The sequence below is a fragment of the Nocardia sp. KT25-26 genome (assembly GCF_056627695.1).
Window position 1 is genome coordinate 1,149,171 of sequence record NZ_CM152813.1, and the last position, 23,051, is coordinate 1,172,221.

Consider the following 23,051-nt stretch of genomic DNA (forward strand, 5'->3'; position numbering starts at 1 on the left):
CGGCTCTCCCGCGGGTTGCCTGCAAGGCGCAGGAACCGTCCCTGTCGGCCCGGCTCGCCGAGCTGATCGAGCAGGGCGGTCCGGCGCCGACAGGGGTGTCACGCCAGCCCGGCCGCCCGGAAGTCCAGGGGTGATGCGATACCGGTGGCGGCATCGACGACGCCACCGGTGCAGGTGCCCGACCATGCCTGTGGTCGGTCGGGGGCCGGGACCGGGCCGATACCGTCGGTGACGACGACGTTGAACCAGCCGTCCGGGGTGCCGAGGACATGCAGGTCCTCGTGCAGGCGGACGCGGGTGCCCGGGCGCAGGGTCGCGGCCAGGGCCGGGTCGTGGTGGCGGACGTGTGGGGTTCCGGATTCGTGGCGATAGCTCAGGGTGATGCGCCCGGCGTGCGTTGCGGTGACGGTCGCATCGCGCCAGCCCCACGGTGTGCCGCCGACCTGCGCGGCGTGGCCGGGGTGGACTCGGTGGCCCGGCCGGTGGGACGTGCAGGGCGTGCCCGCGCAGGTTTCGAAGATCTCGGTCATGGTGCACCTCGCACTCATGGCGAAGCTCGCGATCGAGCTTGCCCGGCTTGACCACAGCCGGTCGGCTGCAGCCCGGGTCTTCTCTGGTGGGCACCGTGTCGGGCGACGCGGTTGCCGTCCACCCCGGACCAGAGGCTTGGCGGGTGGAACTCTTGACCTCGCGATCCAGGATAGCCGACGGCTGCGGCCCGAAACCGATAAGTGCGATAATAGTTAGTGCACGAACTGTTATGGTGGCAAGTATTCGGCGAGAGGAGTGGCGATGGCTGCCGATGAGGACGATCCGCTGCGGCTGGACCGGCAGGTGTGTTTCGCGCTGGCGCTGGCGAACCGGTCGGTGCTGAGCGTGTACCGGCCGCTGCTGGAACCGATGGGCCTCACCCACCCGCAGTATCTGGTGATGCTGGCGCTGTGGGGTGAGGCCCCGCTGTCGGTCAAGGAGATCGGCGAACTGGTGCAACTCGATTCGCCGACGCTGTCCCCGTTGCTGAAGCGGCTGGAAGCGATCGGGTACCTCACGCGCCACCGCGACCCGGACAACGAACGCAGCCTCGTCGTGGACTTGACCCCGGCGGGGCGGGCACTGCGCGCGGACGCCGAGCGGATTCCGCCGGCCGTGGTGGAGCGACTCGGTGTCGGATTGTCCGACCTCGAGGAACTTCATGCGGTTCTGACCCGGATAAATGCGGCCGCGCGGCGTGCCGGGCTGCCGCATCCGGAAGGAGCCGGCGCATGACCGGGCATCGTCCCGGCCCGATCCGCTGGATCGGCTATGCCTTCGGCCGCCGGCTACCCGATTCCATGCGGGACTGGGTGCGCAACGATCTGACCGGAAAGTACGCGGTGCCCCGGCATCTGGCCCGCGGTATGGTCCCGCTGCTGCCGATCTTCGTCGTCTTCCTGCTGTTCCCCGGCCCATTGTGGCTGCGCGGTGCGATGATCCTGCTGGCCGTCCTGCTCGCGGCGTTCTACATCGTCGCCTACATGCCGATGAACCGGGCCCACCGGCTGGCGAAACACGGCCTCCCGCCCGATCTGCAGAACCCGGCCCGGCAGGCCCGCCGCGCCGCCGAGCGGGCCGCCTACGAAGCGCGGTACGCGAGGTAGGGCGGCGGCGCCTGCTGCCACGGCGCGGAGCGCAGGTCTGCGATGCTCCGCCGGTCCCGCTGCGCGGGCGCAGACTCGGCCGCCGCACCCACGGCGATCATCGACATCACGGTCCATCCTGGGTCCGGGCGCAGCGCTGTGGTGAGTGCCTCGGCGTCGAAAGCCCGGAACTGGTGGCAGGCCAGTCCGAGCGCCTGTGCCTGCACGGTCAGGTGGGCAACCGCCTGCCCCAGGTCGTACTCGGCGAATTCCGAATAGGCCATGGCCGGATCGTCCACGTAGTGCCGGGTCATCGTGACGATCAGCGCTCCGGCGTCGGGGGCCCACCGAGCCGAGCTGGGCGCCAGGTGCTGTTGCAACAGTTCGTGCCCGGGGTCGCCGCGCCGGGCGGGGAAGAAGGCCCACGGCTGCGAGTTGCCGGCCGACGGTGCCCACCGGGCGGCCTCCAACAGCAGCTCGAGGGTGTCGCCGGTCATTCGATGTTCGCGGTCGAATCGATGGGGGCTGAAGCGCTGGGCCAGGAGCGGGTGGAGTCTCGCTCCCGGCGACTGTTCCGATGTCACGGTCCGTTCCAACCGGTCCGGTGCCGTGTATATGCCCGGTCGAGCGCCGGTAGTCGAGGTTTGTCGGCGTTCGCGATCCACCGTTGCTCGATACCGTGGATCGGCGCCGAGATGATGTAGTCGCTCCCGGCCGCGCCGGACCACCAACACCAAGCCGCCTGCCCGAGGCGGTCGAGATGCTGGGTGGCCGACTGCTGGGTCAACCGTTCGAATCCGCGATCCGGTGGTAGGGCGATGTTCATCGGTGCGATGCCGCGCCGACGCGGGCAGGTCTCCTCGGCTCGCGACCATGTCCGGGTGGCCCTGTCGCGGCGGCAGTTGATCCGGTCGGGCGCCGCCGGTGCGCTGGCGGCGCTGGCCGGTACGGGTGCCGCCGGGAGTGCCAGGTTTCCGGCACCGCGGCGCTGGGGTGATCCGTTCTCGCTCGGCATCGCATCGGGCGACCCCACGCCCGACGGTGTGGTGCTGTGGACCAGGCTGGCGCCGGACCCGTTGGCACCCGACGGTTTCGGCGGGATGGGGATGCGGCCGGTGACGGTCGACTACGAGGTGGCCCACGATGCCGCGTTCACCCGGCCGGTGGCGCGCGGGTCCGCCGTCGCCACCCGGGAACTCGGGCATACGGTGCATCCGGAGGTGCACGGCCTGGAGCCGGATCGGTGGTACTACTACCGCTTCCGGGCGGGCGCAGCCGTCTCGCCGGTCGGGCGTACCCGGACCGCGCCGCCGCCCGGCAGCCGGCCCGCCCGGCTGCGTTTCGCGGTCGCGTCCTGCCAGTCCTGGAACGACGGGTTCTTCACCGCCTACGACCACCTGGCCCGTGAGGACCTGGACCTGGTACTGCACCTGGGCGACTACATCTACGAGAACGCCGTCCGCGGGTACGGGCGGGGTGTGGCGGTGCCGTCCTATCTGCAGCACGAAGCCCGTGACCTGGCCGGGTACCGGCTGCGGTATGCCTTGGTGAAACAGGAAGCGCCACTACGCGCCGCGCACGCCGCCTTTCCGTGGCTGACCGTGCCCGACGATCACGAAGTCGACGACAACTGGGCGGGCGACAGTTCGGCGGCACGGTTCGACGCCGACCACTTGCCGGGCGTGTTCCGCCGCCGCCGGTCGGCCGGCTTCCAGGCGATGTACGAGCACCAGCCGCTGCGCCTGGCGCAGTTGCCGGACGGTCCGCATGCGCGACTGTATCGCCGGATCGGATTCGGCGACCTGGCCGAGATCACCCTGCTGGACACCCGGCAGTACCGGACGCCGCAGGCCTGCGGGGGTGGTTTGCACCCGGACTGTTCGGAGCGAGCCGACCCGTACCGCACGATTCTCGGTGCCGAACAGCGGAATTGGCTGATCGACGGGTTGCGTACCGCACCGGCCCGCTGGCAGCTGCTCGGGAACCAGGTGGTGATGGCCGAAACCGACCACGACCCGGGCCCGGGCGCCGTGCATTCCATGGATGCCTGGGATGGCTACCTCGCCGACCGGGACGCGGTGCTGGGTGCCGCCGCCGCGGCCGGCGCCGGTGGACTGGTGGTCTTCGCCGGTGACCGGCACGAGAACTATGCCGCCGATCTGCGCCAGGAACACGCCGATCCCGATTCGCCGGTGGTGGCCGGTGAATTCACCGGCACCTCGATCACCAGCGGTGGCGACGGGTCGGACGATCCCGGCCGGAGCGAACGGCTGCGCGCCGCGGATCCGGATCTGAAATTCGTCGATACGCAGCGCGGCTACCTGCGGGTGGCGGTCACGGAGGAATTCGTGCACAACGATTTTCGTGTCGTGCCCTATGTGCGCCGACCGGGTGCGCCGGTCACCACCCGGGCGACGTACCTGGTGGAACACGGGGTGCCCGGGGTGCAGCGAGTCCGGGAGGCGCCCGCCCGCCGGGCTCGCCCGGCCGATGAGCGGGCCGGGCAGGTGGACGATCTGGCGGACCGGTCCGGACGGCGCCACGGAGATCCGCCCGGATAGCGGTCAGTGCAATTCGGCGTGCCGGTGCTGCCAGCTGCGTTCCGGCGGGCGCCCGGCGAAGCGGCCGAACAGCAGTGCAGCGACAGTGGCCACCACGAAGCCGGGAACGATCTCGTACAGCCCGGTATCGGCGAGTACATCGATTTCGCGCCAGGCGACCACGGTCACCGCGCCGGAGATGATGCCGGCCAGTGCACCGGCCCCGGTCATCCGTGGCCAGTACAGCGACAGGATGATCACCGGACCGAACGCGGCGCCGAACCCGGCCCAGGCATAGGCGACGATGTCGAGTACCCCACCGCCGCCGAGCGCCATCACATAGGCCACTACGGCGACCGCTACGACGGCAGCCCGGCCCACCCACACCAGCACCCGGTCGCCGGCGGTGCGGTTCAGGAATGCGTGGTAGAAGTCCTCGGTCAATGCCGTGGAGGAGACCAGCAGCTGGCTGTCGGCAGTGGACATGATCGCGGCCAGCACCGCGGCCAGCACCAGCCCGGCCAGCCAAGGGGTGAGCAGCTGCTGGGTCAGGGCGATGAACACCGTTTCCGGATTGTCGAGGGGATCGTCCAGGACGGCGATGCCGACCAGGCCGACGGCCACCGCGGCCGCCAGGGTCACCACCACCCAGGAGGTGCCGATCCGGCGGGCCACCGGAATGTCGCGGGTGCTGCGGATACCCATGAACCGGGCCAGCACGTGCGGCTGACCGAAATACCCCAGCCCCCAGGCCAGCAGCGACACGATGCCGACGATGCCGATCGGCGCACCGGAGCTCCAGACCCCGTCTGCATATCGGGCTTCCTCCGTCGCGTCCAGCAGGGCCGGTGATGCGTCGCGCAAGGTGTCCCGCAGTACGCCGAAGCCGCCCAAGGTGAGGATTCCGGCGACCGGCACCACAACCAGCGCGACGAACATCAGCAGGCCCTGCACCACGTCGGTGAAGCTGACCGCGAGGAATCCGCCGAGGAAGGCGTACACCACGATCACCAGCACGGCGACCGTGATCGCCAGTTTCGCGTTCACCCCGAAGACCTGCTCGAACAGCACTCCGCCGGCGACCAGCCCGCTGGCCACGTAGACGGTGAAGAACACCAGGATCACCGCGGCCGAGATGACGCGCAGCAGCCGGGTCCGGTCCTCGAAACGTTCCTCGAAATAGGCCGACAGGCTGACCGCATTGCGGGCCCGCTCGGTGTAGGTGCGCAGCCGGGGCGCGACGAACAGCCAGTTCAGATAGGTGCCGACGGCCAGCCCGACAGCGATCCAGGCGGCGCCGATGCCCGCGGCGTACACGGCGCCCGGCAGTCCGAGCAGCAGCCATCCGGACATGTCGCTGGCCTGCGCCGACAGTGCCGCCGTCGGCGCGTTCAGCTGCCGGCCACCCAGGGCGAAATCCGACAGGGTGCTGGTGCGGCGGTACACCCAGGCGCCGACGGCGATCATCGCCAGCAGATAGACGACGAAGATGGTCAGCGTGAGCGCATCGAGATCGATCATCGCGGTTCTCGCTTCCACGGGATCGGGGAGGATCCGAGGGTAACCGAAGGCCCCCGCGGGACCGGCCGGGACCGCGGAACCGAATCCGATCGGTGATCATCGCCGGCCGGGGCGTGACGCCCGGATCCCCGCCTGCCGAGGGTGGATCGGGATCCGGACGCATAGAGTGGAGTGCCGACGACGACAACAACGATCGGTGGCGCATGCTCTCGGTCGTCCTGTGGAAGGGGGACCCGGTGGACTATCTGCCACTGAACACCGTCGACGGGGAGCGGATCGACTTCCTGATGATGGGGCTCGGCTGGGATCCGGCGCGGCGGAGGATGTTCCGGCACAGTGAGATCGATCTGAATGCGACCGCACTGCTGTTCGGCGGGCCGCAGCTGGTCGATGCCGTGTACCACGAGCAGCTGACCTCCCGGGACGGGTCGGTGCGGCATCTGGGCGACAGCGTCACCGGCGACGGCAAGGGCGACAACGAGGTCATCTCGATCGATTTCACCCGGATCCCCGCCACGGTCGACCGCATCGTGCTGCTGGTCACCTGCTACACCGGGCAGACCTTCGACGAGATCGAGAACCCGTTCTGCCGCCTGGTGGATGCGCGCACCGGGACCGACCTGCTGCGTTACGACCTCAGCCGCTATTCCGGGCACGGTCTGGTGCTCGGGGTGCTGGTGCGCGGTGCGCACGGCTGGGAGCTGCAGGAGGTGGCCGAGACCATCAACGCCCAGCATCCGGTGGAGGCCGTCCCGCAACTCGGCCAGTACCTGGTCTGAGCCGTGGTGCGGTCCTGCTCCGGGCGATGACGTTCATGATCGTGACCTCACCGTGTGCGGTGGTGCCGGCCACGATACCGCCGCCGGCCTCCGTCGCCTGCTGCGGAATTCGATGTGGCTGCGGGCGGCGGCCTAGCCGATCCCGGCGGCGGTGCCGGCCCGGCGCAGCACGTCCGCCAGCATGCCGGGGGTGAGGCGGCCGGTGAAGGTGTTCTGCTGACTCACGTGATAGCAGCCGAACAGGTGCAGCGGGTGTCGTCCGGCGGCCGGTTCCAGGAGGTACTCGGCGCCGTGCCCGAACTTCGGCCGCGGGCGCGGCACCTGCCAGCCGGCCGCCGGGAGGTGTGGTAGCAGCGCCTGCCAGCCGAACCCGCCGAGCACCAGGACGCTGCGCAGGGTCGGGGCGAGCAGGGTGAGTTCGGTGGTCAGCCAGTGCGCGCAGGTATCGCGTTCGGCCGGGGTGGGCCGATTGTCCGGTGGTGCACAGTGCACCGGGGCGGTGATCCGGGTGCCGTACAGGGTCAGGCCGTCGTCGGCGGATACCGCGGTGGGCTGGTTGGCGAGCCCGGCTGCGTGCAGGCCGGCGTAGAGGAAGTCGCCGCTGCGGTCCCCGGTGAACATTCGGCCGGTGCGGTTGGCGCCGTGTGCGGCCGGCGCCAGGCCGACGATGAGCAGGGCGGCATCGGCCGGGCCGAATCCCGGAACCGGCCGGCCCCAGTAGGTCTGGTCACGGAATGCGGCCCGCTTCTCGGTGGCGACCCGTTCGCGCCAGGCCACCAGCCGGGGGCAGTCCCGGCAGTCGACGAGATCGGCGTCCATCGAAGCCAGGTTCGGATAGGGGTCGGACATGCGGCTCCCTGGTACACGCAGTTGTGGACATTCGACCAGTTCAGGACGGGTGTCACCCCCGGAAAACGCCCAGGGTGCGCGCCCGGCCGCCACCGCTTGCTATTGATAGCATGGCGGTTCCGACCGACCGGACGCGGGCGCGTGCTCCCCAGCCGAGCAAGTCCGCGGATTCATTCGAAAGAGCCGTTCAATGCAGTTCGAAATCGTCGAGCGGGACGAGACCTGGGTCGCCGGCTTGCCGGTGCGTAGTCCGAAACGCGCGCTCGGTGAGCTGCGCGACCGTGATCTCGAGGCCGCGTGGGCGGCGGTGCTGCACCACGATCTGGGTGGGCCGCTGGCCAGTGCTTACACCGACTACACCGGGGAGCTGGGCACCTACAACACCCAGATCGTCGGCTACCGGTGCCGGTCCTTCGACGAGGTGACCCGCGGGCATCTCGTCGCGCGCCTGCCGCGCGGCAGCTACGCCCTTTTCTCCTCGGTGGGTAACTTCCCCCAGGTGATGACCGATCTGTGGACCCAGATCGGTTATGCCGAGGAGCACAACCAGATCAAACGTACGTACACCGGCGATTTCGAGTACTACCCGCATGCGTACAAGATCGAGATGTATCTGGCGGTCGATCCACGATGAGCTACACGATTGCAGTGCGCGAAGCGGCCGTCTACGGCGGCCTGGCGGTGCCCCGGGTGCACCCCAGCTTCAAGGTCAGCAACAGTGATCTGATCGAGTTCCTCAAGGACCGGGTGCGGGACCGGCCCGCCGGTTCGGGACCGCTGTACACCGTGTACGTCCCGGATCCCGGCGGTAGCTACAACGCCTTGGTGTGCCGGGAGTTCGGTGCGCCGGCGCTGGTTCCGGTCGGGGACCTGCTGGTGCGGGTGCCCAAGGGCGTGTACGCCCGGTTCGCACCCAACGGCGACTACCACGATCCGGCCGAGGATGTCTGGGCGCAGGTCGACGACGCGACGGCGTCGGCGGAGATCACCCGGGCCTACCGGGAGGAGATCGAGGTCTGGCACGGTCCGAGCGCCGTCGAACTGTTCATTTCGATCAGAGTGCATTAGCTAATGGTTTGCTATCGGTAAACCGGCTGGTCGAGAGGTTGTCGGTGGTCCGATTGCCGGATGGTGTGGCCTGCGCATACGATGCCGCGGGTGATCCGGTGTCGGAAGATTTGCGGGATATCTGGTGAACTCGTTCCGGATGACGGATACTGCCCTGGACGGACCGGCACCGCCCGGCACCCCGGGTGGGGCGGTCCGGGGCACCGAGGACGGCGCACCGATGCGCGAAGCACGAGTAGGGAAACGATGGCTGCCGATACACTGGCCACGCTGCAGGGGCGCTTCCTCGGCCTGATGAAACCTCCCGAGCATGAGAACATGGCACTGGTTCTTCGACCGAGCGCCGCCCCGGCACCTGTGCTGCCGCGGGTACCGGCGCCCGGTGGCAGGAACGACAGCTGAGCAGGATCGGAGACAACGTGCCGCGGCCGACACTCGACTCGCTGGTGACCCAGGTCGCCGGTGAACTGATGGGTGTCGACGCCACGACCATGGTGGCGGCGACCGAACGGGTGCTCGCACTGCTGGTCGAGCACTACGGGGTGGACTTCTGCTATCTGCGCCATACCGATCCGGAGCGCCGCACCTCGGTGCTGGTCGCCGAATGGCCGCACCGCAGCGACGTACCCGATCCGGATCCGTTGCGGGTGGTGGAATTCGAGAACGCCGACGGGGTGTTCCGGCTGCTGGAGAACGCGGTCGAGCCCGTCGTGGTGGGCCGGGATTCCTACGACGACGATTTCCAGGACAGCATCTGCCGCGCCGCCGGCCTGACCGAGGTGTCGATGGCCTGCGTGCCGCTGGTCTCCCGGCAGGTCTCCACCGGGGTACTGGGTTTCGTGCAGTTGACCGACCGGGAGTGGCTCCCCGGCGAGATCGATGTGCTGCGTGCGATCGCCGCGCTGTTCGCTCAGCTGCAGGCCCGGGTGGTTGCCGAGGAGAAGCTGCGCTACATCGCCCTGCACGACGATCTGACCGGCCTGGCGAATCGCCGGGCGCTGCTCGAACACATGGAGTCCCGGTTGCAGCCGGGCAGCGCCGGACCGGTCGCGACCTTCTTCCTCGACCTGGATCGGCTCAAGGCGCTCAACGATTTTCTCGGCCACAACGCCGGCGACAACTTCATCCGTTCGCTGGCCATCCGACTGCAGGAGAATCTCGGCCCGGACGATATGATCGCCCGGCTGGGCGGCGACGAATTCGTGATCGTCCCGGCCGGGCCGCTCGATTCGGTCGCCGCCGAACTGGAGGCCACCCGGATCCAGCAGCTGATCGGCCGCCGGGTCAGCGTCGGCGGCGAATCGGTCAGTCGCGGCGTGAGCGTGGGTGTGGCACTGGGGATCCCGGGGCAGACCTCGGTGGCGGACGTGCTGCGCCGCGCCGACCATGCGCTGTTGTCCGCGAAATCCGGCGGCGGCAACGGGGTCGCGCTGTTCACCGACGCGATGCGTGACCAGTTCGAACTCCAGGACGATGTCGAGCTGAATCTGCGCAGCGCGGTATCCGACGGCTCGCTGCTGCTGCACTATCAGCCCGAAGTGGATCTGCGGACCGGCCGGATCGTGGCGCTGGAGGCACTGGTGCGCTGGCAGCATCCGACCCGGGGCCTGCTGCCGCCCGGGGCGTTCGTCTCGGTGGCCGAGGCCACCAACCTCGCCGGCGAACTGGGCCGGTGGGTGATCCGTTCGGCATGTGCCCAATTCGCCGATTGGCGCCGTCGCGGCCTGGCCACCAATGTGGTGATGCGGATCAACGTATCGCCGGTGCAGCTGGTGAGCGTCGACTTCGTCGAACGCATCGAGGACATCCTGCGCCTGTTCGGTATCGACGGCAGTTCGATCTGCCTGGAAATCACCGAGCATGTGGTGGTGCAGGACCTGGCCCGGACCCAGGTGACCCTGCGCGGCCTCAAGCGGATGGGCGTGCAGATCGCCATCGACGACTTCGGGACCGGGTACAGCTCGCTGTCCCATCTGAAGGCGCTGCCGGTGGATGCGGTGAAGATCGATCGCGGTTTCGTACAGCGGCTCGGCGCCAGTACCGACGACCTGGCGATCGTGAAGTCCATCATCGGCCTGGCCGGATCGTTCGGGCTGGGTGTGGTCGGTGAAGGTGTGGAGACGCCGGTCGCCGCCCGCACGCTCGTCGGGCTGGGGTGCTACCGGGCCCAGGGATTCCTGATCGCCAAACCGATGCCGGGCGCACTGGTGGAAACCCATCTGGCCGACGGCCGGATTCCGCTCGACCTGGATCTGCCGCACGCCGGACGGGGTGCCGCCTCCGGCTGAACCGGGGGAGCTCGGCGTAGTTGTTCGGCCGCTGTTCACCAGGCGTTCGGCGGCCCGGTTCCGGCGGGCACCCGGCCGCCAGCACGATCGGGCGGGTGCGAATCGTTCAGCTCGCCAACTTCTACGGCCCGCGATCGGGCGGGCTGCGCACCGCCCTGCACCACCTCGGCGCCGGATATGCGGCCGCCGGACACGATGTGGTGCTCATCGTTCCCGGGCCACGCCGGCACGAGGAGATCCTGCCCTCCGGGGTGGTACGGATCAGCCTGCCCGCCCCGGCGATCCCGTGGACCGGGGGATACCGGGCGGCGGACCCGCGGCGGGTGGCCGATGTGCTGACCGGATTGCGCCCGGATGTCCTGGAGGTCTCCGACCGGCTGACGCTGCGCGGATTCGGCCGCTGGGCGGCGCGGCACGGCGCGGCCGGGGTGATGATCTCGCACGAACGCCTGGACCGGCTGCTCGGTCAGCTCCTGCCCGCGGGAGTGGCGCGGCGGTGCGCCGATATCGCCAACCGGCGCACCGCCGCCGAATACGACATGGTCGTCTGCACCACCGAGTTCGCGCGCGAGGAGTTCGACCGCATCGCGGCCCGGAATGTCGAGCTGGTGCCGCTCGGTGTCGATCTGGAGCTGTTCAGCCCGGCTCGGCGCGACGACGAATTGCGGGCCCGGCTCGGGATCCCCGGTGTGCCACTGGTGGTGCATTGCGGCCGGCTCTCGGTGGAGAAGCGGGTGGACCGCAGTATCGAGGCCGTCGGTGCGCTGCACCGGGCCGGGGTGCCCGCCCGGCTGGTGGTTGCGGGGGACGGCCCGCGCCGTGAGGCGTTGCAGCGGCGGGCCCGGCAGTTGCCCGAGGTGCCCGGTGGCGGGACCGCGGTGCATTTCACCGGGTTCATCAACGACCGCTCCCAGGTCGCGAAGCTGCTGGCCACCGCGGATGTCTCGCTGGCGCCCGGCCCGCACGAGACCTTCGGGCTGGCGGCGCTGGAGGCCCTGGCCGCCGGGACGCCGGTGGTGGCCAGCCGCTCCTCGGCCTTGGCCGATATTGTCACCACCGAATGCGGCGCGGTCGCCGCGGACCGGCCGCACGCCTTCGCCCGGGCGGTCACCGAGGTGCTGGCGATGTCACCGGATCTCCGGCGGGCGGCGGCCCGCACCCGGGCCGAGCAGTTCACCTGGCCCCGGGCGGTGGCGGGCATGCTCGCGCTGTACTGACCGGTCAGGCCGACGGGCACTCCTGATCGCCCGAACAATTCAGGTGGACGTCGAGGACCCGGGCGCCGGGGCCTTCGGACCCCAGATGGTCGTGCTCGTTGACCAGTTTGCAGCTGCCCAGCGACAGGCAGCCGCAGCCGATGCAGCCGGTGAGGTTGTCGCGCAGCCGGACCAGCTGGGTGATGCGTTCGTCCAGATCGCCGCGCCAGGCGGTGGACAGGGTCTCCCAGTCGCGCCGGGTCGGGGTGCGGCCTTCGGGCAGCCGGTCCAGGGCCTCCCGGATCTCGCTGAGCGGAATCCCCACCCGCTGGGAGATCCGGATGAAGGCGACCCGGCGCAGCGTCTCGCGGGTGTACCGGCGCTGGTTGCCGCTGGTCCGACGACTCGATATGAGACCTTCACGTTCGTAGAAATGCAACGCGGATACTGCAACTCCGCTACGCTCGGAAAGCTGCCCGGGGGTCAGTTCCTTGCTGCGCCAGTCCGTGGCCGTCATGCGCCCTCCTCCACTCACAACCTGAACAATACTTCAGGTTATCTCTGGTGTCCGGGGAATCGCCGGACCGCACTGTCGCCGGTCGCGTCCCGGCCCGGATGCGTGCCAACACCGCGGCGGCGGATTACGGTCGGAGCATGGGAACCGACGCCGCCCGGCCCGCCCCGCCCGAACCGGCCGCCGATGCACAATTGGCTGTCACCTCCGAGGTGGGCAGGCTGCGGACGGTGCTGCTGCACCGGCCGGGCGACGAACTGCGCCGGCTCACCCCCAGCAACAACGACCAGCTGCTCTTCGACGGCATCCCCTGGGTGGAACGCGCCCAGCAGGAGCACGACGAATTCACCACGCTACTCGCCGACCGCGGGGTCGAAGTACTGCTGCTCGCCGATCTGCTCGCCGAAACACTGCAGGTCAGCGGTGCCGCCCGGATCCAGGGCATCGCCGCCGCCGTCGACGCCCGGCGGCTGGGCCACGATCTGGCCGACCGGCTCGCCGCCCATCTGCGCAGCGTCCCGGCCGGTGACCTGGCCGATGTGCTGACGGCCGGGATGACCTTCGACGAACTGCCCTTCGGGCCCGACACCACCTCCCTGGTCCGGCGCATGCACCACGGCGGCGACTTCGTCGTGGATCCGCTGCCGAACCTGCTGTTCACCCGGGATTCCTCGTTCTGGATCGGCCCTAAGGTGGCCATCACCTCGCTGGCCCTGCCGGCCCGGATCCGGGAGACCTCGCTGACCGACCTGGTGTACGCCTTCCACCCGCGGTTCCTCGGAGTCCGGCGCGCCTACGAATCGCACACCGCCCCGATCGAAGGCGGCGATGTGCTGTTGCTGGCGCCCGGCGTGGTGGCCGTCGGCGTCGGCGAACGTACCTCACCGGCCGGGGCCGAGGCGTTGGCGCGCAGTCTCTTCGACGACGATCTGGCCCATACCGTGCTGGTGGTCCCGATCGCCCAGAACCGGGCGACCATGCACCTGGACACCGTGTGCACGATGGTCGACACCGATGCCGTGGTGATGTACCCGGGCGTACGGGAAACCCTGTCCGCGTTCACGATCCGCCGCGCCGACGACTATCCGGTGACCGGCCGGATCGAAATCGGCGGACCGGATCCCTTCCTGCCTGCGGCCGCCGGCGCCATGGGGATCGACAGCATCCGGGTGATCGACACCGGCCGCGACGGTGTCACCGCCGAACGGGAACAGTGGGACGACGGTAACAACACCCTGGCGCTGGCGCCCGGGGTGGTGGTCGCCTACGAACGCAACCAGATGACGAATTCCCGATTGGCCGCGGCGGGTATCGAGGTGCTCACCATCCAGGGGTCCGAACTCGGTTCCGGCCGGGGCGGTCCGCGCTGTATGTCCTGCCCGGTCTCCCGGGCGCCGATCGCGACCGGGCGAGGGTGAGCGGGCCGTGCACGGAATCGATATCGACCAGGAATCGGCCACCCCGCCGTATGCGCAGCTCCGTGCGGCGGTGATCGATCGGGTGCGCACCGGTGTGCTCCCGGCCGGCAGCAAACTGCCGACCGTGCGCGCCCTGGCCGCCGAACTCGGCCTGGCCGCCAACACCGTGGCGCGCGCCTACCGGGAGCTGGAGGCCGACGGAGTGCTGGAGACCCGCGGCCGGCTGGGCACCTTCGTGGCCTCCTCCGGTGATCCCACCCGGGACCTGGCCGGGCGCGCCGCCTCCGAATACGTCGCCACCGTGCGCCGGCTCGGCCTGGACGATGCCGCCGCGCTGGCCTTCGTGCGGGCGGCGCTGAACGGCTGAACCACCGGCGTCAGCGCCAGCTCGGCAGCCACAGATGCTGCTCCCAGCTGGTCTGGCTGATCGGCTGGGCCGTCAGAATCGGCCACAACCAGATGAAGTTGACGATTACCAGCGCCAGATAGATGCAGACGATCAGCAATCCGAGTGAGGCCCGTTCGTCGGTTCGGGCGGGCAGGAAGGTGCCGTCCGGACTGCGCGGTAGCGAGGCCGTCCGGGCGCGGCGGCCGCCGCCGTTGAGGATGTCACCGAGGACCAGCGCCACCCCCATGGCCAGGAACGGTGCCATCACCACCGCATAGAAGTAGTACATCTGGCGGTCCAGCGTGGCGAACCAGGGCAGCCATGCGGCGCCGTAGCCGACCAGGACGGCCGCATAGCGCCAGTCCTGGCGGACCACCGACCGCCACACCATCCAGGCCAGGGCCGGGAAGGCCACCCACCACAGGGCCGGGGTGCCGATCGCCATGACGGCCTTGACGCAGTGCTCACCGGAACACCCGCTGACCGGGCCGTCGACGTAGTAGTACAGCATCGGCCGCAAACCCATCGGCCAGGTCCACGGCTTGGACTCCCAGGGGTGCTGGTTGCCGGCCGAGTTGGTCAATTCGGTGTGGAACTCCATCGACCGGGCGCTGTAGTACCAGAGCGAGCGCAGGGCATCGGGGACGATATGCGACCAGAACCCGCCGGTGCCGATCGGATCCTCGGTGTTGAAGGTGTTTCCGGGCATATGCCGGTAGATGCTGGTCTCATTGACGAACCAGCCCCAGTAACTCGCCAGGTAGGTCAGCAGCGGTATCAGTGTCAGCGCGTAGAGGGCCGGTCCGACATCGCGGATCAGGGTGCCCAGCCACGGCCGCCGCACCCCGTACGCCCGCCGGGCGGCCACATCGAAGGCGACGCTCATCAGGCCGAAGAACATGATGAAGTACAGCCCGGACCATTTCGTGCCGCAGGCCAGGCCGAGCAGTACTCCGGCGCCGAAGCGCCACCAGCGCACACCGAGCCGCGGACCCCAGGCGGTGATCCGGATCCGGCCCTCGAGATCGACCCGGGCCAACCGTTCCCGCACCTGATCGCGGTCCACGATCAGGCAGCCGAAGGCACCGGTGACCAGCACCGCCATGAAGATGTCCAGCATGCCGAGCCGGGAGGACACGAAGGTCAGCCCATCGGCGATGAGCAGGATTCCGGCGAAGGCGCCGATCAGTGTGGACCGCGACATGCGCCGCACGATCCGGATCACCAGCAGCACCAGCAGGGTGCCGGCGACCGCCGCGGAGAACCGCCAGCCCCAGGCGTTGTAGCCGAAGATCGCCTCACTCAGCGCGATGAACTGCTTACCGACCGGTGGATGCACCACCAGGCCGTAGCCGGGGTTGTCCTCGACTCCGCCGCCGGTGAGCATCTGCCAGGCCTGCGGAGCGTAGTGCTTCTCGTCGAAGACCGGGGTGCGGGCGTTGGTGGGGTAGTTCAGATAGGTGAACCGGGTGATCGCGGCGATCGCGGTGAGCACGGCGGTGACCACCCAGCCCCGCGCGGTGTCCAGCGGCCCGAAGTCCGGGGCCGGGCGCAGCGGTGCCGGACTCACCCAGGGCGCGGCCGGGGTACGCGGGCGCGGTTCGGTCACCTGGGTCACGCCTGCGATCGTATGCGGTCGGCGGTACCGGCCGCGCCACCCGGGTCGGGCCCGGCAGCCTCGATGTGACCCGGTGAACCCGGGCGGGGCGTGCTCCGGTGCGGTGTCACAATGGTCGCGCCGCGGGCCGTCGGGCCCCGGCGTGACGGCGAGAGGCGGATTCGCAGGTGGCAGTGGGCAAGCTGATCTTGGCGGCGACGCCGATGGGCGATGTGGACGATGCCTCGCCCCGGTTGCGGGCGGCGCTGGGCAGCGCCGAGGTGATCGCCGCCGAGGACACCCGCCGGACCCGCGCCCTGGCGAAATCCCTCGATGTGACCATTACCGGCCGGGTGGTGAGCTTCTACGACCATGTCGAGACCGCCCGGATTCCGGCGTTGCTCGACGACCTCGCGGCCGGGCGGTCGGTGCTGCTGGTGACCGATGCCGGGATGCCGTCGGTGAGCGACCCCGGTTTCCGGCTGGTCGCCGCCGCTGTCGAGCAAGGCCTGCCGGTGACCTGCCTGCCGGGACCGTCGGCGGTGACGACCGCGTTGGCGCTGTCCGGCCTACCGGTGGAGCGGTTCTGTTTCGACGGTTTCGCACCGCGCAAATCCGGGCAGCGCCGCACCTGGCTACGCAGCCTGGCCACCGAGCCACGGGCCTGTGTGTTCTTCGAATCACCGCACCGGCTGGCGAGTTGTCTCGCCGATGCGGTCGCCGTACTCGGGCCGGACCGGCGGGCCGCGGTCTGCCGTGAACTGACCAAGACCTACGAGGAGGTCCGCCGCGGCACCCTCGGCGAGCTGGCCGAATGGGCTGGTGCCGGAGTGCGTGGCGAGATCACCGTGGTCTTGGCGGGCGCCGCACCGCGGGCCGCCGAACCCGCCGATCTGGTCGGCGAGGTCGACGAGCTGGTGGCCGACGGGATGCGCCTCAAGGAGGCGTGCGCCGAGGTCGCCGCGGCCACCGGGGTGTCACGGCGGGAACTCTACGACGCCGTACTGGTCGCGCGGAACCGCTGAGCGCGTATCGCGTTCGCGGCTGTGCCGACGCCGGCGGTGCGCAGGGGGCCGTGCCGACGCCGACGGTGTGTCAGTCCTCGGGGGCCACGTACCGTGGGAACACCGGGGCCGGGGCGGGCAGATCGGTACCGGGCACCAGCGGGGTCGCCAGATCTGCGAAGGTGCGCCCGTCCTGGGCCAGCAGGTCCAGGATCTTGGCCGCCGAACCCGGCATCACCGGCTGGACCAGGATCGCCACGATCCGGACCACCTCTAGGGTGACGTACAGCACGGTGGCCATCCGGGCCAGATCCTCCGGGGTGCCCGATTTGCGCAGCGCCCACGGCGCCTGGGCGGAGAAGTACCGGTTGGTCTCGCCCAGGGTCAGCCAGATGGCCTCCAGGGCCAGATGCATCTGCTGGCCGTCGAACTCGGTGCGGCAGCGGTCCAGCAGGGCATTCGCCTGCTCCAGCAGTGCGGTGTCCTCGGCGGTGAATTCGCCGGGCTGCGGCACCGCCGCCCCGCAGTTCTTCGCCACCATGGTGAGGCTGCGCTGGACCAGGTTGCCGAATTCGTTGGCCAGGTCGGCGTTGATCCGCGCGGCGATGGCCTCCGGGCTGTAGCTGCCGTCCTGGCCGTAGGAGATCTCCCGCAGCAGGAAGAAGCGCAGTTGGTCCAGGCCGAAGGTCTGCACCAGTTCGAGCGGGTCGACGACGTTGCCGACCGATTTCGACATCTTCTCGCCCTTGTTGTACAGGAAGCCGTGGACGAAGACCCGCTTCGGCAGTTCGACGCCGGCCGACATCAGGAATGCGGGCCAGTACACGGTGTGGAACCGGGTGATGTCCTTGCCGATGATGTGCACATCGGCCGGCCAGAACGTGCCGAATGCCGCCGAATCGGTATCCGGGAAGCCGACACCGGTCAGATAGTTGGTCAGCGCGTCCACCCACACGTACATCACGTGATCGGGATGGCCCGGCACCGGAATACCCCAGTCGAACGTGGTGCGGGAGATGGACAGGTCCTTCAACCCGGCCTTCACATAGCTGACGATCTCGTTGCGCCGGGTGGCGGGCAGGATGAAGTCCGGCTGCTCCTCGTACAGTGCGAGCAGCTTGTCCTGGTAGGCCGAGAGCCGGAAGAAGTAGTTCGACTCCTCGGTCCAGGTGACCGGGGTGTCGGTCTCGGTGGCGACCCGGGTGCCGTCCTCGCGGACCGAGGTCTCCTCCTCGGTGTAGAAGGCCTCGTCGCGGACCGAGTACCAGCCCGAGTAGTTGCCGAGGTAGATATCACCGTTGGCCAGCATCCGCTCCCACAGGGCGACGCTGGCGGCGTGGTGGTCGGCGTCGGTGGTCCGGATGAACCGGTCGTAGGAGATGTCGAGCGCCTTGTCCATCTGCTCGAACACGTTCGAGTTGCGCGCCGCCAGGTCCTGGACCGGGATGCCCTCGGCCGCCGCGGTCTGCTGCATCTTCTGGCCGTGTTCGTCGGTGCCGGTCATGAAGAACACGTCGTAGCCGTCGAGGCGCTTGAACCGGGCGAGTGCATCGGTGGAGATGTACTCGTAGGCGTGCCCGATGTGCGGCGCCCCGTTCGGGTACGCGATGGCGGTGGTGATGTAGAACGCCGGCGCGGCGGCGTCGGCGGTCCGGTCGGCGGCGGGTGCGGTGCGGTCGGCTGCGCTCATGGTGTGTCTACTGTAATGCGCGTGCCGATGCGGGCCGCAGTGAATATCCCCGACCGTGCCGCCGGCGGGCAGCAGCGCCGATGCGAAGGAGACCCCGATGAGCAGTAAACGTCCCGCCCCGCCGCTGCCGGAGCCGCTGGCGCCGATCGTCGATGCGCATACCCACCTGGATGCCTGCGGTGCCACGGATGCCGCATCGATCGGCGAGATCGTCGACCGGGCCGCCTCGGTGGGGGTGGGACAGGTCGTGACCGTCGCCGACGATCTCGCGGCGGCACAGTGGGCGGTGCGCGCCGCGCACGACGATCCGCGGGTGTATGCCGCGGTTGCCCTGCATCCGACCCGGGCCGGGGATCTGGACGCCGCGGCGCGGGCCGAGCTGTCCCGGCTGGCCGCGGATCCGCGGGTGGTGGCGGTGGGCGAGACCGGGCTCGACTACTACTGGCCGGGCAAGCTCGACGGCTGTGCCGATATCGAAACGCAGATCGAAGCTTTCCGCTGGCATATTGATCTTGCCAAGCGGATCGGAAAACCGCTGATGATCCACAACCGGGAGGCCGATCACGATCTGCTGACCGTGCTGCTGGACGAGGGTGCCCCGGAAAAAGTGATCTTCCATTGTTTCTCTTCCGACACCACTATGGCGCAGGCCTGTGTCGCGGAGGGGTATGTGCTCAGTATTTCCGGAACGGTCAGCTTCAAGAATGCGCACGACCTGCGCGAAGCGGTACAGGTGATCCCGGATGAGCAGCTTCTGGTGGAAACCGATGCGCCGTATCTGACGCCGCATCCGTACCGGGGCGCACCGAACGAGCCCTACTGCCTGCCGTATACCGTGCGGGCGCTGGCCGGACTGCGCGGCCAGGATCCGGCCGACCTGGCGAAGATCACTACGGCGAACGCGCGCCGCGTCTACGGGATATGAGCCTCCGCCCGGTCGGGTGAAAGTGCCGATCCCACCTGGTCCGTCGATATCCGATCGTGATCGGAATCTGCCGGTTGTTGCCGAGGTGTTGTAAACGGCGGAATTCGCCGTTATCGTACTGTGACCATGTCCCCCTTTTCGCGGATCAACCAGTCGCGTTCGCCGCTGCTCTACGCTGCGGTGGCCGCATTACTGGTCACCTTGATCGCCGGTGCCGCACTGGCGATCGTGAACCGCAAGACGGTCACCCTGGTCGTCGACAATCGGGTCACCACGGTGTCGACCATGTCGGGTGATGTGCAGGGCGCGCTCGATTCCGCGGAGGTCGAGGTCGGTGACCGGGACCGGGTCCGCCCCGGGCTGGACCGGCCCATCGTCGACGGGGCGCGGATCACCGTCAACCGGGCCCGGCAGGTGGAGTTGACGGTGGACGGCCGCACCGAAGAGGTGTGGACCACCGGGCTCACCGTCGCCCAGGCGCTGGCCGAATTCGGCATCGCCGGCGATACCCATGCGATGCCGGCGCGGACGGCCGACCTGCCGCCCGCCGGGGCCGAGCTGCAGGTGTCCAGTCCGCGCACGGTGACGTTGATCGACGGTGACGCGCCGCCGGTCGAGCTGACCCTGGCCGCGCCGAATGTCGGCGAACTGCTCGCCGTCGCCGGCGTGCCGCTGGTCGAGCAGGACGCCGTGCAGCCGCCGGCCGACACTCCGCTGGCCGACGGGATGCAGGTGGAGGTGACCCGGCAGCGGGTGGTCGAGCAGGTGGAGACGCTGCCGCTGGAGCCGGAGGAGAACGTCGTCGAAGACGTCACGATGAATATGAGCCGGACCGTCGTGGAGGACCCGGGTGTGCCCGGCGAACAGCGGGTCACCTTCGCGGTCACCCTGGTCGACGGCGTCGAAGTCGGCCGGGAACAGGTCGCCGCCGAGGTGTTGGTGCCCGCCCAGCCGAAGACGGTCCGGCAGGGTGCCAAGCCCGGCACCGAGGTGCCGCCGGTACAGGACGGTCACCTCTGGGACGCACTGGCCGAATGCGAGTCCAACGGCAACTGGTCGATCAATACCGGCAACGGGTACTACGGTGGAATTCAGTTCGATCAGAGCACCTGGGAACGGCAGGGCGGGCTGCGCTACGCACCCCGTGCCGATCTGGCCACCCGGGAGGAGCAGATCGCCATCGCCGAGGTCACTCGGGCTCGTCAGGGGTGGGGTGCCTGGCCCGCCTGCACCGGACGGCTGGGGCTGGGCTGAGGCGGTTCCGGCCAGCAGGCCATGGCGGTGTGTGCCACCGTGGTCAGTTCGTCCCGGGTGGCGCCGTCGCAGGCGCCCTGCGACATCCCCTGCAATACCGTGCCGACGTACCGGGCCAGTGCCTGGGCATCGGTTTCGGCAGGTAGCCGGCCGGTGTCGATATCGGCCCGGATCCGGGTGGCGATCGTCGCCACATTCCGGTTGCGCATCGTGCGTAGCAGTTCCGCGACATCGGAGCTGGTCGTATTGATGCCCGCGCTGATCACCAGGCAGCCGTGCGGCCGGCCGGGTCGGGTGTACTCGTCGGCGGCCTCGATCAGCAGCCGGCGAACCGCGGCGCCGGCAGTCGGCTCCTCGGCGAGCGCACGATCGATGAAACCGCCGTACCGGGCCCCGTAGGTCTGCACCACTTCCGCGAACAGCGCCTCTTTCCCGCCGAAGGCCGCATACAGGCTCGGCGGCCGGATGCCCATTTCCTCGGTGAGGTTGCCGATCGAGGTGGCTTCGAAACCGCGCTCCCAGAACAGCCGCAACGCCTTGTCCAGCGCGGCATCGCGATCGAAGGAGCGTGGACGGCCCCGGCGTGGCTCGGTCATGCCACTGATTCTATAGCGGTCGCTAAGAAACGTGCTATGGTCCCGTTCTGTATCGATCACTAAAGAAAGGGTGCGGCATGAGCGCACTGGCAGGGAAGACGGCACTGGTCACCGGCGGCAGCCGGGGGATCGGGCGGGCGATCGCCGAGCGGCTGGGCCGCGACGGTGCCCGGGTCGCCGTGCACTACAACAGCAACGACCAGGCGGCGAAGGAGACGGTCGCCGCGATCGAGGCCGGCGGGGGTTCGGCCTTCGCCCTCCGTGCCGAGCTCGGGGTGCCCGGCGACGCGGCGGCGCTCTGGGCGGCTTTCGATGTGCACGCCGACGGGCTGGACATCCTGGTGAACAACGCCGGCACCGACGGTGTCCGGGAACCGATCGAACGCACCTCCGAGGCCGACTTCGACCGGGTCTTCGCGATCAACACCCGGGCGCCGTTCTTCATCACCAAGCTGGGGCTGGACCGGCTGCGCGACGCCGGCCGGATCGTCAACATCTCGACCGGGCTGACGCGCGGTATGCGCATGCCGGAACTGATGGCCTACACGATGACGAAAGGTGCCGTCGACTCGCTCACCTCGATCCTGGCCAAGCAGGTCGGTGCGCGGGGAATCACCGTCAATGCGGTGGCGCCGGGTGTGGTCGACACCGATATGAACGCGGGATGGCTGCATACGCCCGGAACCGAGGAACAGGTGGCGGGCATGTCACCGCTGCAGCGCATCGCCGAACCTGCCGAGGTGGCCGATATCGTGGGCTTCCTGGCCTCCGGCGATGCGCGCTGGGTCACCGGTCAGTGGATCGACGCGACCGGCGGTGCCCTGCTGTGACGCCGCCCGAGCACCGGGGTTGATAGGTTCTATCGGTGCCCGAACCCGAGAAACCCATCCCGACCGGCGACGATGATCCCGCTCGTGGCCGCGCGGCGCTGCTGGGCCCCGCGGAAGTGCGGACGCTGGCCGAGCGGTTCGGGATCCGCCCGACCAAACAGCTCGGGCAGAACTTCGTGCACGATGCGAACACGGTCCGCCGGATCGTGACGGCGGCCGGGGTCGGCCCGGACGATGTGGTGCTCGAGGTCGGGCCGGGACTGGGCTCGCTGACGCTGGCGCTGCTGGACGTCGTCGATGCGGTGGTCGCGGTGGAGCTGGATCCGGTGCTGGCCGAACAGCTGCCCGGCACGGCCGCCGACCGGGCGCCGGAGCTGGCGGACCGGCTCCGGGTGGTGCACGACGATGCACTCCGGGTCACCGGTGACCGGTTTCCGGAAGCGCCGACCGCGCTGGTGGCGAACCTGCCGTACAACGTCGCGGTGCCGGTGTTGCTGCATCTGCTGGCCGAGCTGCCGAGTATCCGGGTCGCGCTGGTGATGGTGCAGGCCGAGGTGGCCGACCGGCTGGCCGCCGAACCGGGCAACCGGGTGTACGGCGTGCCCAGCGTCAAGGCCGGCTTCTTCGGCACGGTGCGTCGGGCCGGTGCGGTCGGGACGCAGGTCTTCTGGCCGGTGCCGCGGGTCGAGTCCGGCCTGGTGCGCGTCGAGCGGTTCGACGAGCCGCCGTGGCCGACGGATGCCGCACATCGGCAGCGAGTGTTCGAGGTGGTCGATGCGGCCTTTGCGCAGCGGCGCAAGACGCTGCGGGCCGCGCTGTCCGGGTGGGCCGGTTCTCCGGCCGAAGCCGAACGCCGTCTGGTCGCGGCCGGTATCGATCCGCGTGCCCGCGGGGAAACGCTCGATACCGCGGCGTTCGTCCGCCTGGCCGGCGTGCCGCACTCAGCGGCCTGAGCGAGGAGGGCCCCGATCGGCAGCC

At 69.5% G+C, this 23,051-nt stretch carries 23 protein-coding genes, 1 pseudogene and 1 riboswitch; of the genes and pseudogenes, 16 read left to right on the forward strand and 8 right to left on the reverse strand.

The window, feature by feature from the left end; genetic code table 11:
- Positions 1 to 98 precede the first annotated feature (98 nt).
- Positions 99 to 530 carry a hypothetical protein gene (locus AC1HFH_RS05140; RefSeq protein WP_480246284.1) on the reverse strand — a complete coding sequence of 144 codons (432 nt, stop codon included), beginning with the start codon at positions 528 to 530 and terminating at the stop codon, positions 99 to 101.
- Positions 531 to 568: 38 nt separating this feature from the next.
- Positions 569 to 688, reverse strand: a riboswitch (SAM riboswitch).
- A gap of 104 nt (positions 689 to 792) precedes the next feature.
- Here AC1HFH_RS05140 and AC1HFH_RS05145 point away from each other — a divergent pair.
- Complete coding sequence (locus tag AC1HFH_RS05145; RefSeq protein WP_480246285.1) at positions 793 to 1,266, forward strand: MarR family winged helix-turn-helix transcriptional regulator; 474 nt, start codon at positions 793 to 795, stop codon at positions 1,264 to 1,266.
- The gene (locus AC1HFH_RS05150; protein WP_480246286.1) at positions 1,263 to 1,637 is read left to right on the forward strand and encodes a DUF5313 family protein; all 375 of its coding nucleotides are present in this window, start codon (positions 1,263 to 1,265) and stop codon (positions 1,635 to 1,637) included. The genes AC1HFH_RS05145 and AC1HFH_RS05150 overlap by 4 nt, the downstream gene beginning before the upstream one ends.
- On the opposite strand, the gene AC1HFH_RS05155 is transcribed toward AC1HFH_RS05150, so the two are convergent.
- Complete coding sequence (locus tag AC1HFH_RS05155) at positions 1,613 to 2,113, reverse strand: nitroreductase family protein (protein ID WP_480246287.1); 501 nt, start codon at positions 2,111 to 2,113, stop codon at positions 1,613 to 1,615. The two genes, AC1HFH_RS05150 and AC1HFH_RS05155, sit on opposite strands and share 25 nt — an antisense overlap.
- A gap of 336 nt (positions 2,114 to 2,449) precedes the next feature.
- Between AC1HFH_RS05155 and AC1HFH_RS05160 the strand changes: the two genes are divergently transcribed.
- Positions 2,450 to 4,177 carry an alkaline phosphatase D family protein gene (locus tag AC1HFH_RS05160; RefSeq protein ID WP_480247713.1) on the forward strand — a complete coding sequence of 576 codons (1,728 nt, stop codon included), beginning with the start codon at positions 2,450 to 2,452 and terminating at the stop codon, positions 4,175 to 4,177.
- A gap of 3 nt (positions 4,178 to 4,180) precedes the next feature.
- Here the strand turns inward: AC1HFH_RS05160 and putP are convergent, their stop codons facing one another.
- Positions 4,181 to 5,695: a sodium/proline symporter PutP gene (gene putP / locus AC1HFH_RS05165; RefSeq protein WP_480246288.1), complete on the reverse strand. Its 1,515-nt coding sequence runs from the start codon at positions 5,693 to 5,695 to the stop codon at positions 4,181 to 4,183.
- A gap of 185 nt (positions 5,696 to 5,880) precedes the next feature.
- On the opposite strand from putP, the gene AC1HFH_RS05170 reads away from it, so the two are divergent.
- Both AC1HFH_RS05170 and AC1HFH_RS05175 read left to right on the forward strand, forming a co-directional pair.
- Entirely contained in the window at positions 5,881 to 6,456 is a 576-nt protein-coding gene (locus AC1HFH_RS05170; protein ID WP_480246289.1) for a TerD family protein, read from the forward strand.
- Between the two features lie 11 nt (positions 6,457 to 6,467).
- A pseudogene (locus AC1HFH_RS05175) lies at positions 6,468 to 6,539 on the forward strand (hypothetical protein); the annotation flags it as partial.
- Positions 6,540 to 6,588: 49 nt separating this feature from the next.
- Here AC1HFH_RS05175 and AC1HFH_RS05180 read toward each other — a convergent pair.
- Complete coding sequence (locus tag AC1HFH_RS05180) at positions 6,589 to 7,305, reverse strand: uracil-DNA glycosylase (RefSeq protein WP_480246290.1); 717 nt, start codon at positions 7,303 to 7,305, stop codon at positions 6,589 to 6,591.
- A gap of 190 nt (positions 7,306 to 7,495) precedes the next feature.
- On the opposite strand from AC1HFH_RS05180, the gene AC1HFH_RS05185 reads away from it, so the two are divergent.
- The 4 genes from AC1HFH_RS05185 to AC1HFH_RS05200 all read left to right on the forward strand — a co-directional run bounded on the left by AC1HFH_RS05185 (position 7,496) and on the right by AC1HFH_RS05200 (position 11,878).
- Entirely contained in the window at positions 7,496 to 7,939 is a 444-nt protein-coding gene (locus tag AC1HFH_RS05185) for a GyrI-like domain-containing protein (protein WP_480246291.1), read from the forward strand.
- Entirely contained in the window at positions 7,936 to 8,373 is a 438-nt protein-coding gene (locus tag AC1HFH_RS05190; RefSeq protein WP_480246292.1) for an AraC family transcriptional regulator, read from the forward strand. Before AC1HFH_RS05185 ends, AC1HFH_RS05190 begins: the two co-directional genes overlap by 4 nt.
- A 470-nt stretch (positions 8,374 to 8,843) precedes the next feature.
- Positions 8,844 to 10,661 carry a putative bifunctional diguanylate cyclase/phosphodiesterase gene (locus AC1HFH_RS05195; protein WP_480247714.1) on the forward strand — a complete coding sequence of 606 codons (1,818 nt, stop codon included), beginning with the start codon at positions 8,844 to 8,846 and terminating at the stop codon, positions 10,659 to 10,661.
- A gap of 95 nt (positions 10,662 to 10,756) precedes the next feature.
- Positions 10,757 to 11,878, forward strand: coding sequence for a glycosyltransferase (locus tag AC1HFH_RS05200; RefSeq protein WP_480246293.1), 1,122 nt, complete (start codon positions 10,757 to 10,759; stop codon positions 11,876 to 11,878).
- A gap of 4 nt (positions 11,879 to 11,882) precedes the next feature.
- Here AC1HFH_RS05200 and soxR read toward each other — a convergent pair whose 3' ends face one another.
- Complete coding sequence (gene soxR, locus AC1HFH_RS05205) at positions 11,883 to 12,374, reverse strand: redox-sensitive transcriptional activator SoxR (protein WP_480246294.1); 492 nt, start codon at positions 12,372 to 12,374, stop codon at positions 11,883 to 11,885.
- 137 nt (positions 12,375 to 12,511) lie between these two features.
- On the opposite strand from soxR, the gene arcA reads away from it, so the two are divergent.
- Both arcA and AC1HFH_RS05215 read left to right on the forward strand, forming a co-directional pair.
- The gene (gene arcA / locus AC1HFH_RS05210; RefSeq protein ID WP_480246295.1) at positions 12,512 to 13,789 is read left to right on the forward strand and encodes an arginine deiminase; all 1,278 of its coding nucleotides are present in this window, start codon (positions 12,512 to 12,514) and stop codon (positions 13,787 to 13,789) included.
- Between the two features lie 7 nt (positions 13,790 to 13,796).
- A complete protein-coding gene (locus tag AC1HFH_RS05215; protein WP_480246296.1) occupies positions 13,797 to 14,156 on the forward strand; it encodes a GntR family transcriptional regulator in 360 nt (119 codons plus the stop codon).
- Between the two features lie 10 nt (positions 14,157 to 14,166).
- On the opposite strand, the gene AC1HFH_RS05220 is transcribed toward AC1HFH_RS05215, so the two are convergent.
- The gene (locus AC1HFH_RS05220; RefSeq protein ID WP_480246297.1) at positions 14,167 to 15,795 is read right to left on the reverse strand and encodes a dolichyl-phosphate-mannose--protein mannosyltransferase; all 1,629 of its coding nucleotides are present in this window, start codon (positions 15,793 to 15,795) and stop codon (positions 14,167 to 14,169) included.
- Positions 15,796 to 15,998: 203 nt separating this feature from the next.
- Between AC1HFH_RS05220 and rsmI the strand changes: the two genes are divergently transcribed.
- Positions 15,999 to 16,799 carry a 16S rRNA (cytidine(1402)-2'-O)-methyltransferase gene (gene rsmI, locus AC1HFH_RS05225; RefSeq protein WP_480247715.1) on the forward strand — a complete coding sequence of 267 codons (801 nt, stop codon included), beginning with the start codon at positions 15,999 to 16,001 and terminating at the stop codon, positions 16,797 to 16,799.
- A 70-nt stretch (positions 16,800 to 16,869) separates the two neighbouring features.
- On the opposite strand, the gene metG is transcribed toward rsmI, so the two are convergent.
- Positions 16,870 to 18,468, reverse strand: coding sequence for a methionine--tRNA ligase (metG, locus tag AC1HFH_RS05230; protein WP_480246298.1), 1,599 nt, complete (start codon positions 18,466 to 18,468; stop codon positions 16,870 to 16,872).
- 97 nt (positions 18,469 to 18,565) lie between these two features.
- On the opposite strand from metG, the gene AC1HFH_RS05235 reads away from it, so the two are divergent.
- Together AC1HFH_RS05235 and AC1HFH_RS05240 are read left to right on the forward strand one after the other, a co-directional pair.
- The gene (locus AC1HFH_RS05235; protein WP_480246299.1) at positions 18,566 to 19,393 is read left to right on the forward strand and encodes a TatD family hydrolase; all 828 of its coding nucleotides are present in this window, start codon (positions 18,566 to 18,568) and stop codon (positions 19,391 to 19,393) included.
- Positions 19,394 to 19,519: 126 nt separating this feature from the next.
- Positions 19,520 to 20,647, forward strand: coding sequence for a transglycosylase family protein (locus AC1HFH_RS05240; RefSeq protein ID WP_480246300.1), 1,128 nt, complete (start codon positions 19,520 to 19,522; stop codon positions 20,645 to 20,647).
- Here AC1HFH_RS05240 and AC1HFH_RS05245 read toward each other — a convergent pair.
- The gene (locus AC1HFH_RS05245) at positions 20,596 to 21,243 is read right to left on the reverse strand and encodes a TetR/AcrR family transcriptional regulator (RefSeq protein WP_480246301.1); all 648 of its coding nucleotides are present in this window, start codon (positions 21,241 to 21,243) and stop codon (positions 20,596 to 20,598) included. The two genes, AC1HFH_RS05240 and AC1HFH_RS05245, sit on opposite strands and share 52 nt — an antisense overlap.
- A 77-nt stretch (positions 21,244 to 21,320) precedes the next feature.
- Between AC1HFH_RS05245 and AC1HFH_RS05250 the strand changes: the two genes are divergently transcribed.
- Positions 21,321 to 22,073, forward strand: a complete 753-nt coding sequence (locus AC1HFH_RS05250; RefSeq protein ID WP_480246302.1) for an SDR family oxidoreductase — start codon at positions 21,321 to 21,323, stop codon at positions 22,071 to 22,073.
- Between the two features lie 56 nt (positions 22,074 to 22,129).
- Complete coding sequence (gene rsmA / locus AC1HFH_RS05255) at positions 22,130 to 23,026, forward strand: 16S rRNA (adenine(1518)-N(6)/adenine(1519)-N(6))-dimethyltransferase RsmA (RefSeq protein ID WP_480247716.1); 897 nt, start codon at positions 22,130 to 22,132, stop codon at positions 23,024 to 23,026.
- Positions 23,027 to 23,051: the final 25 nt, after the last annotated feature.

Bases quoted from the DNA above. Each gene is read 5' to 3' on its own strand.
- AC1HFH_RS05170 (WP_480246289.1), top strand. From the start codon at position 5,881: ATGCTCTCGGTCGTCCTGTGGAAGGGGGACCCGGTGGACTATCTGCCA.
- AC1HFH_RS05150 (WP_480246286.1), top strand. From the start codon at position 1,263: ATGACCGGGCATCGTCCCGGCCCGATCCGCTGGATCGGCTATGCCTTC.
- AC1HFH_RS05235 (WP_480246299.1), top strand. From the start codon at position 18,566: ATGAGCAGTAAACGTCCCGCCCCGCCGCTGCCGGAGCCGCTGGCGCCG.
- AC1HFH_RS05155 (WP_480246287.1), bottom strand. From the start codon at position 2,113: ATGACCGGCGACACCCTCGAGCTGCTGTTGGAGGCCGCCCGGTGGGCA.
- AC1HFH_RS05180 (WP_480246290.1), bottom strand. From the start codon at position 7,305: ATGTCCGACCCCTATCCGAACCTGGCTTCGATGGACGCCGATCTCGTC.
- AC1HFH_RS05160 (WP_480247713.1), top strand. From the start codon at position 2,450: ATGCCGCGCCGACGCGGGCAGGTCTCCTCGGCTCGCGACCATGTCCGG.
- rsmI (WP_480247715.1), top strand. From the start codon at position 15,999: ATGGGCGATGTGGACGATGCCTCGCCCCGGTTGCGGGCGGCGCTGGGC.
- AC1HFH_RS05250 (WP_480246302.1), top strand. From the start codon at position 21,321: ATGAGCGCACTGGCAGGGAAGACGGCACTGGTCACCGGCGGCAGCCGG.
- metG (WP_480246298.1), bottom strand. From the start codon at position 18,468: ATGAGCGCAGCCGACCGCACCGCACCCGCCGCCGACCGGACCGCCGAC.
- AC1HFH_RS05190 (WP_480246292.1), top strand. From the start codon at position 7,936: ATGAGCTACACGATTGCAGTGCGCGAAGCGGCCGTCTACGGCGGCCTG.
- AC1HFH_RS05140 (WP_480246284.1), bottom strand. From the start codon at position 530: ATGACCGAGATCTTCGAAACCTGCGCGGGCACGCCCTGCACGTCCCAC.
- AC1HFH_RS05195 (WP_480247714.1), top strand. From the start codon at position 8,844: ATGGGTGTCGACGCCACGACCATGGTGGCGGCGACCGAACGGGTGCTC.
- arcA (WP_480246295.1), top strand. From the start codon at position 12,512: ATGGGAACCGACGCCGCCCGGCCCGCCCCGCCCGAACCGGCCGCCGAT.
- AC1HFH_RS05245 (WP_480246301.1), bottom strand. From the start codon at position 21,243: ATGACCGAGCCACGCCGGGGCCGTCCACGCTCCTTCGATCGCGATGCC.
- AC1HFH_RS05185 (WP_480246291.1), top strand. From the start codon at position 7,496: ATGCAGTTCGAAATCGTCGAGCGGGACGAGACCTGGGTCGCCGGCTTG.
- AC1HFH_RS05145 (WP_480246285.1), top strand. From the start codon at position 793: ATGGCTGCCGATGAGGACGATCCGCTGCGGCTGGACCGGCAGGTGTGT.
- AC1HFH_RS05240 (WP_480246300.1), top strand. From the start codon at position 19,520: ATGTCCCCCTTTTCGCGGATCAACCAGTCGCGTTCGCCGCTGCTCTAC.
- soxR (WP_480246294.1), bottom strand. From the start codon at position 12,374: ATGACGGCCACGGACTGGCGCAGCAAGGAACTGACCCCCGGGCAGCTT.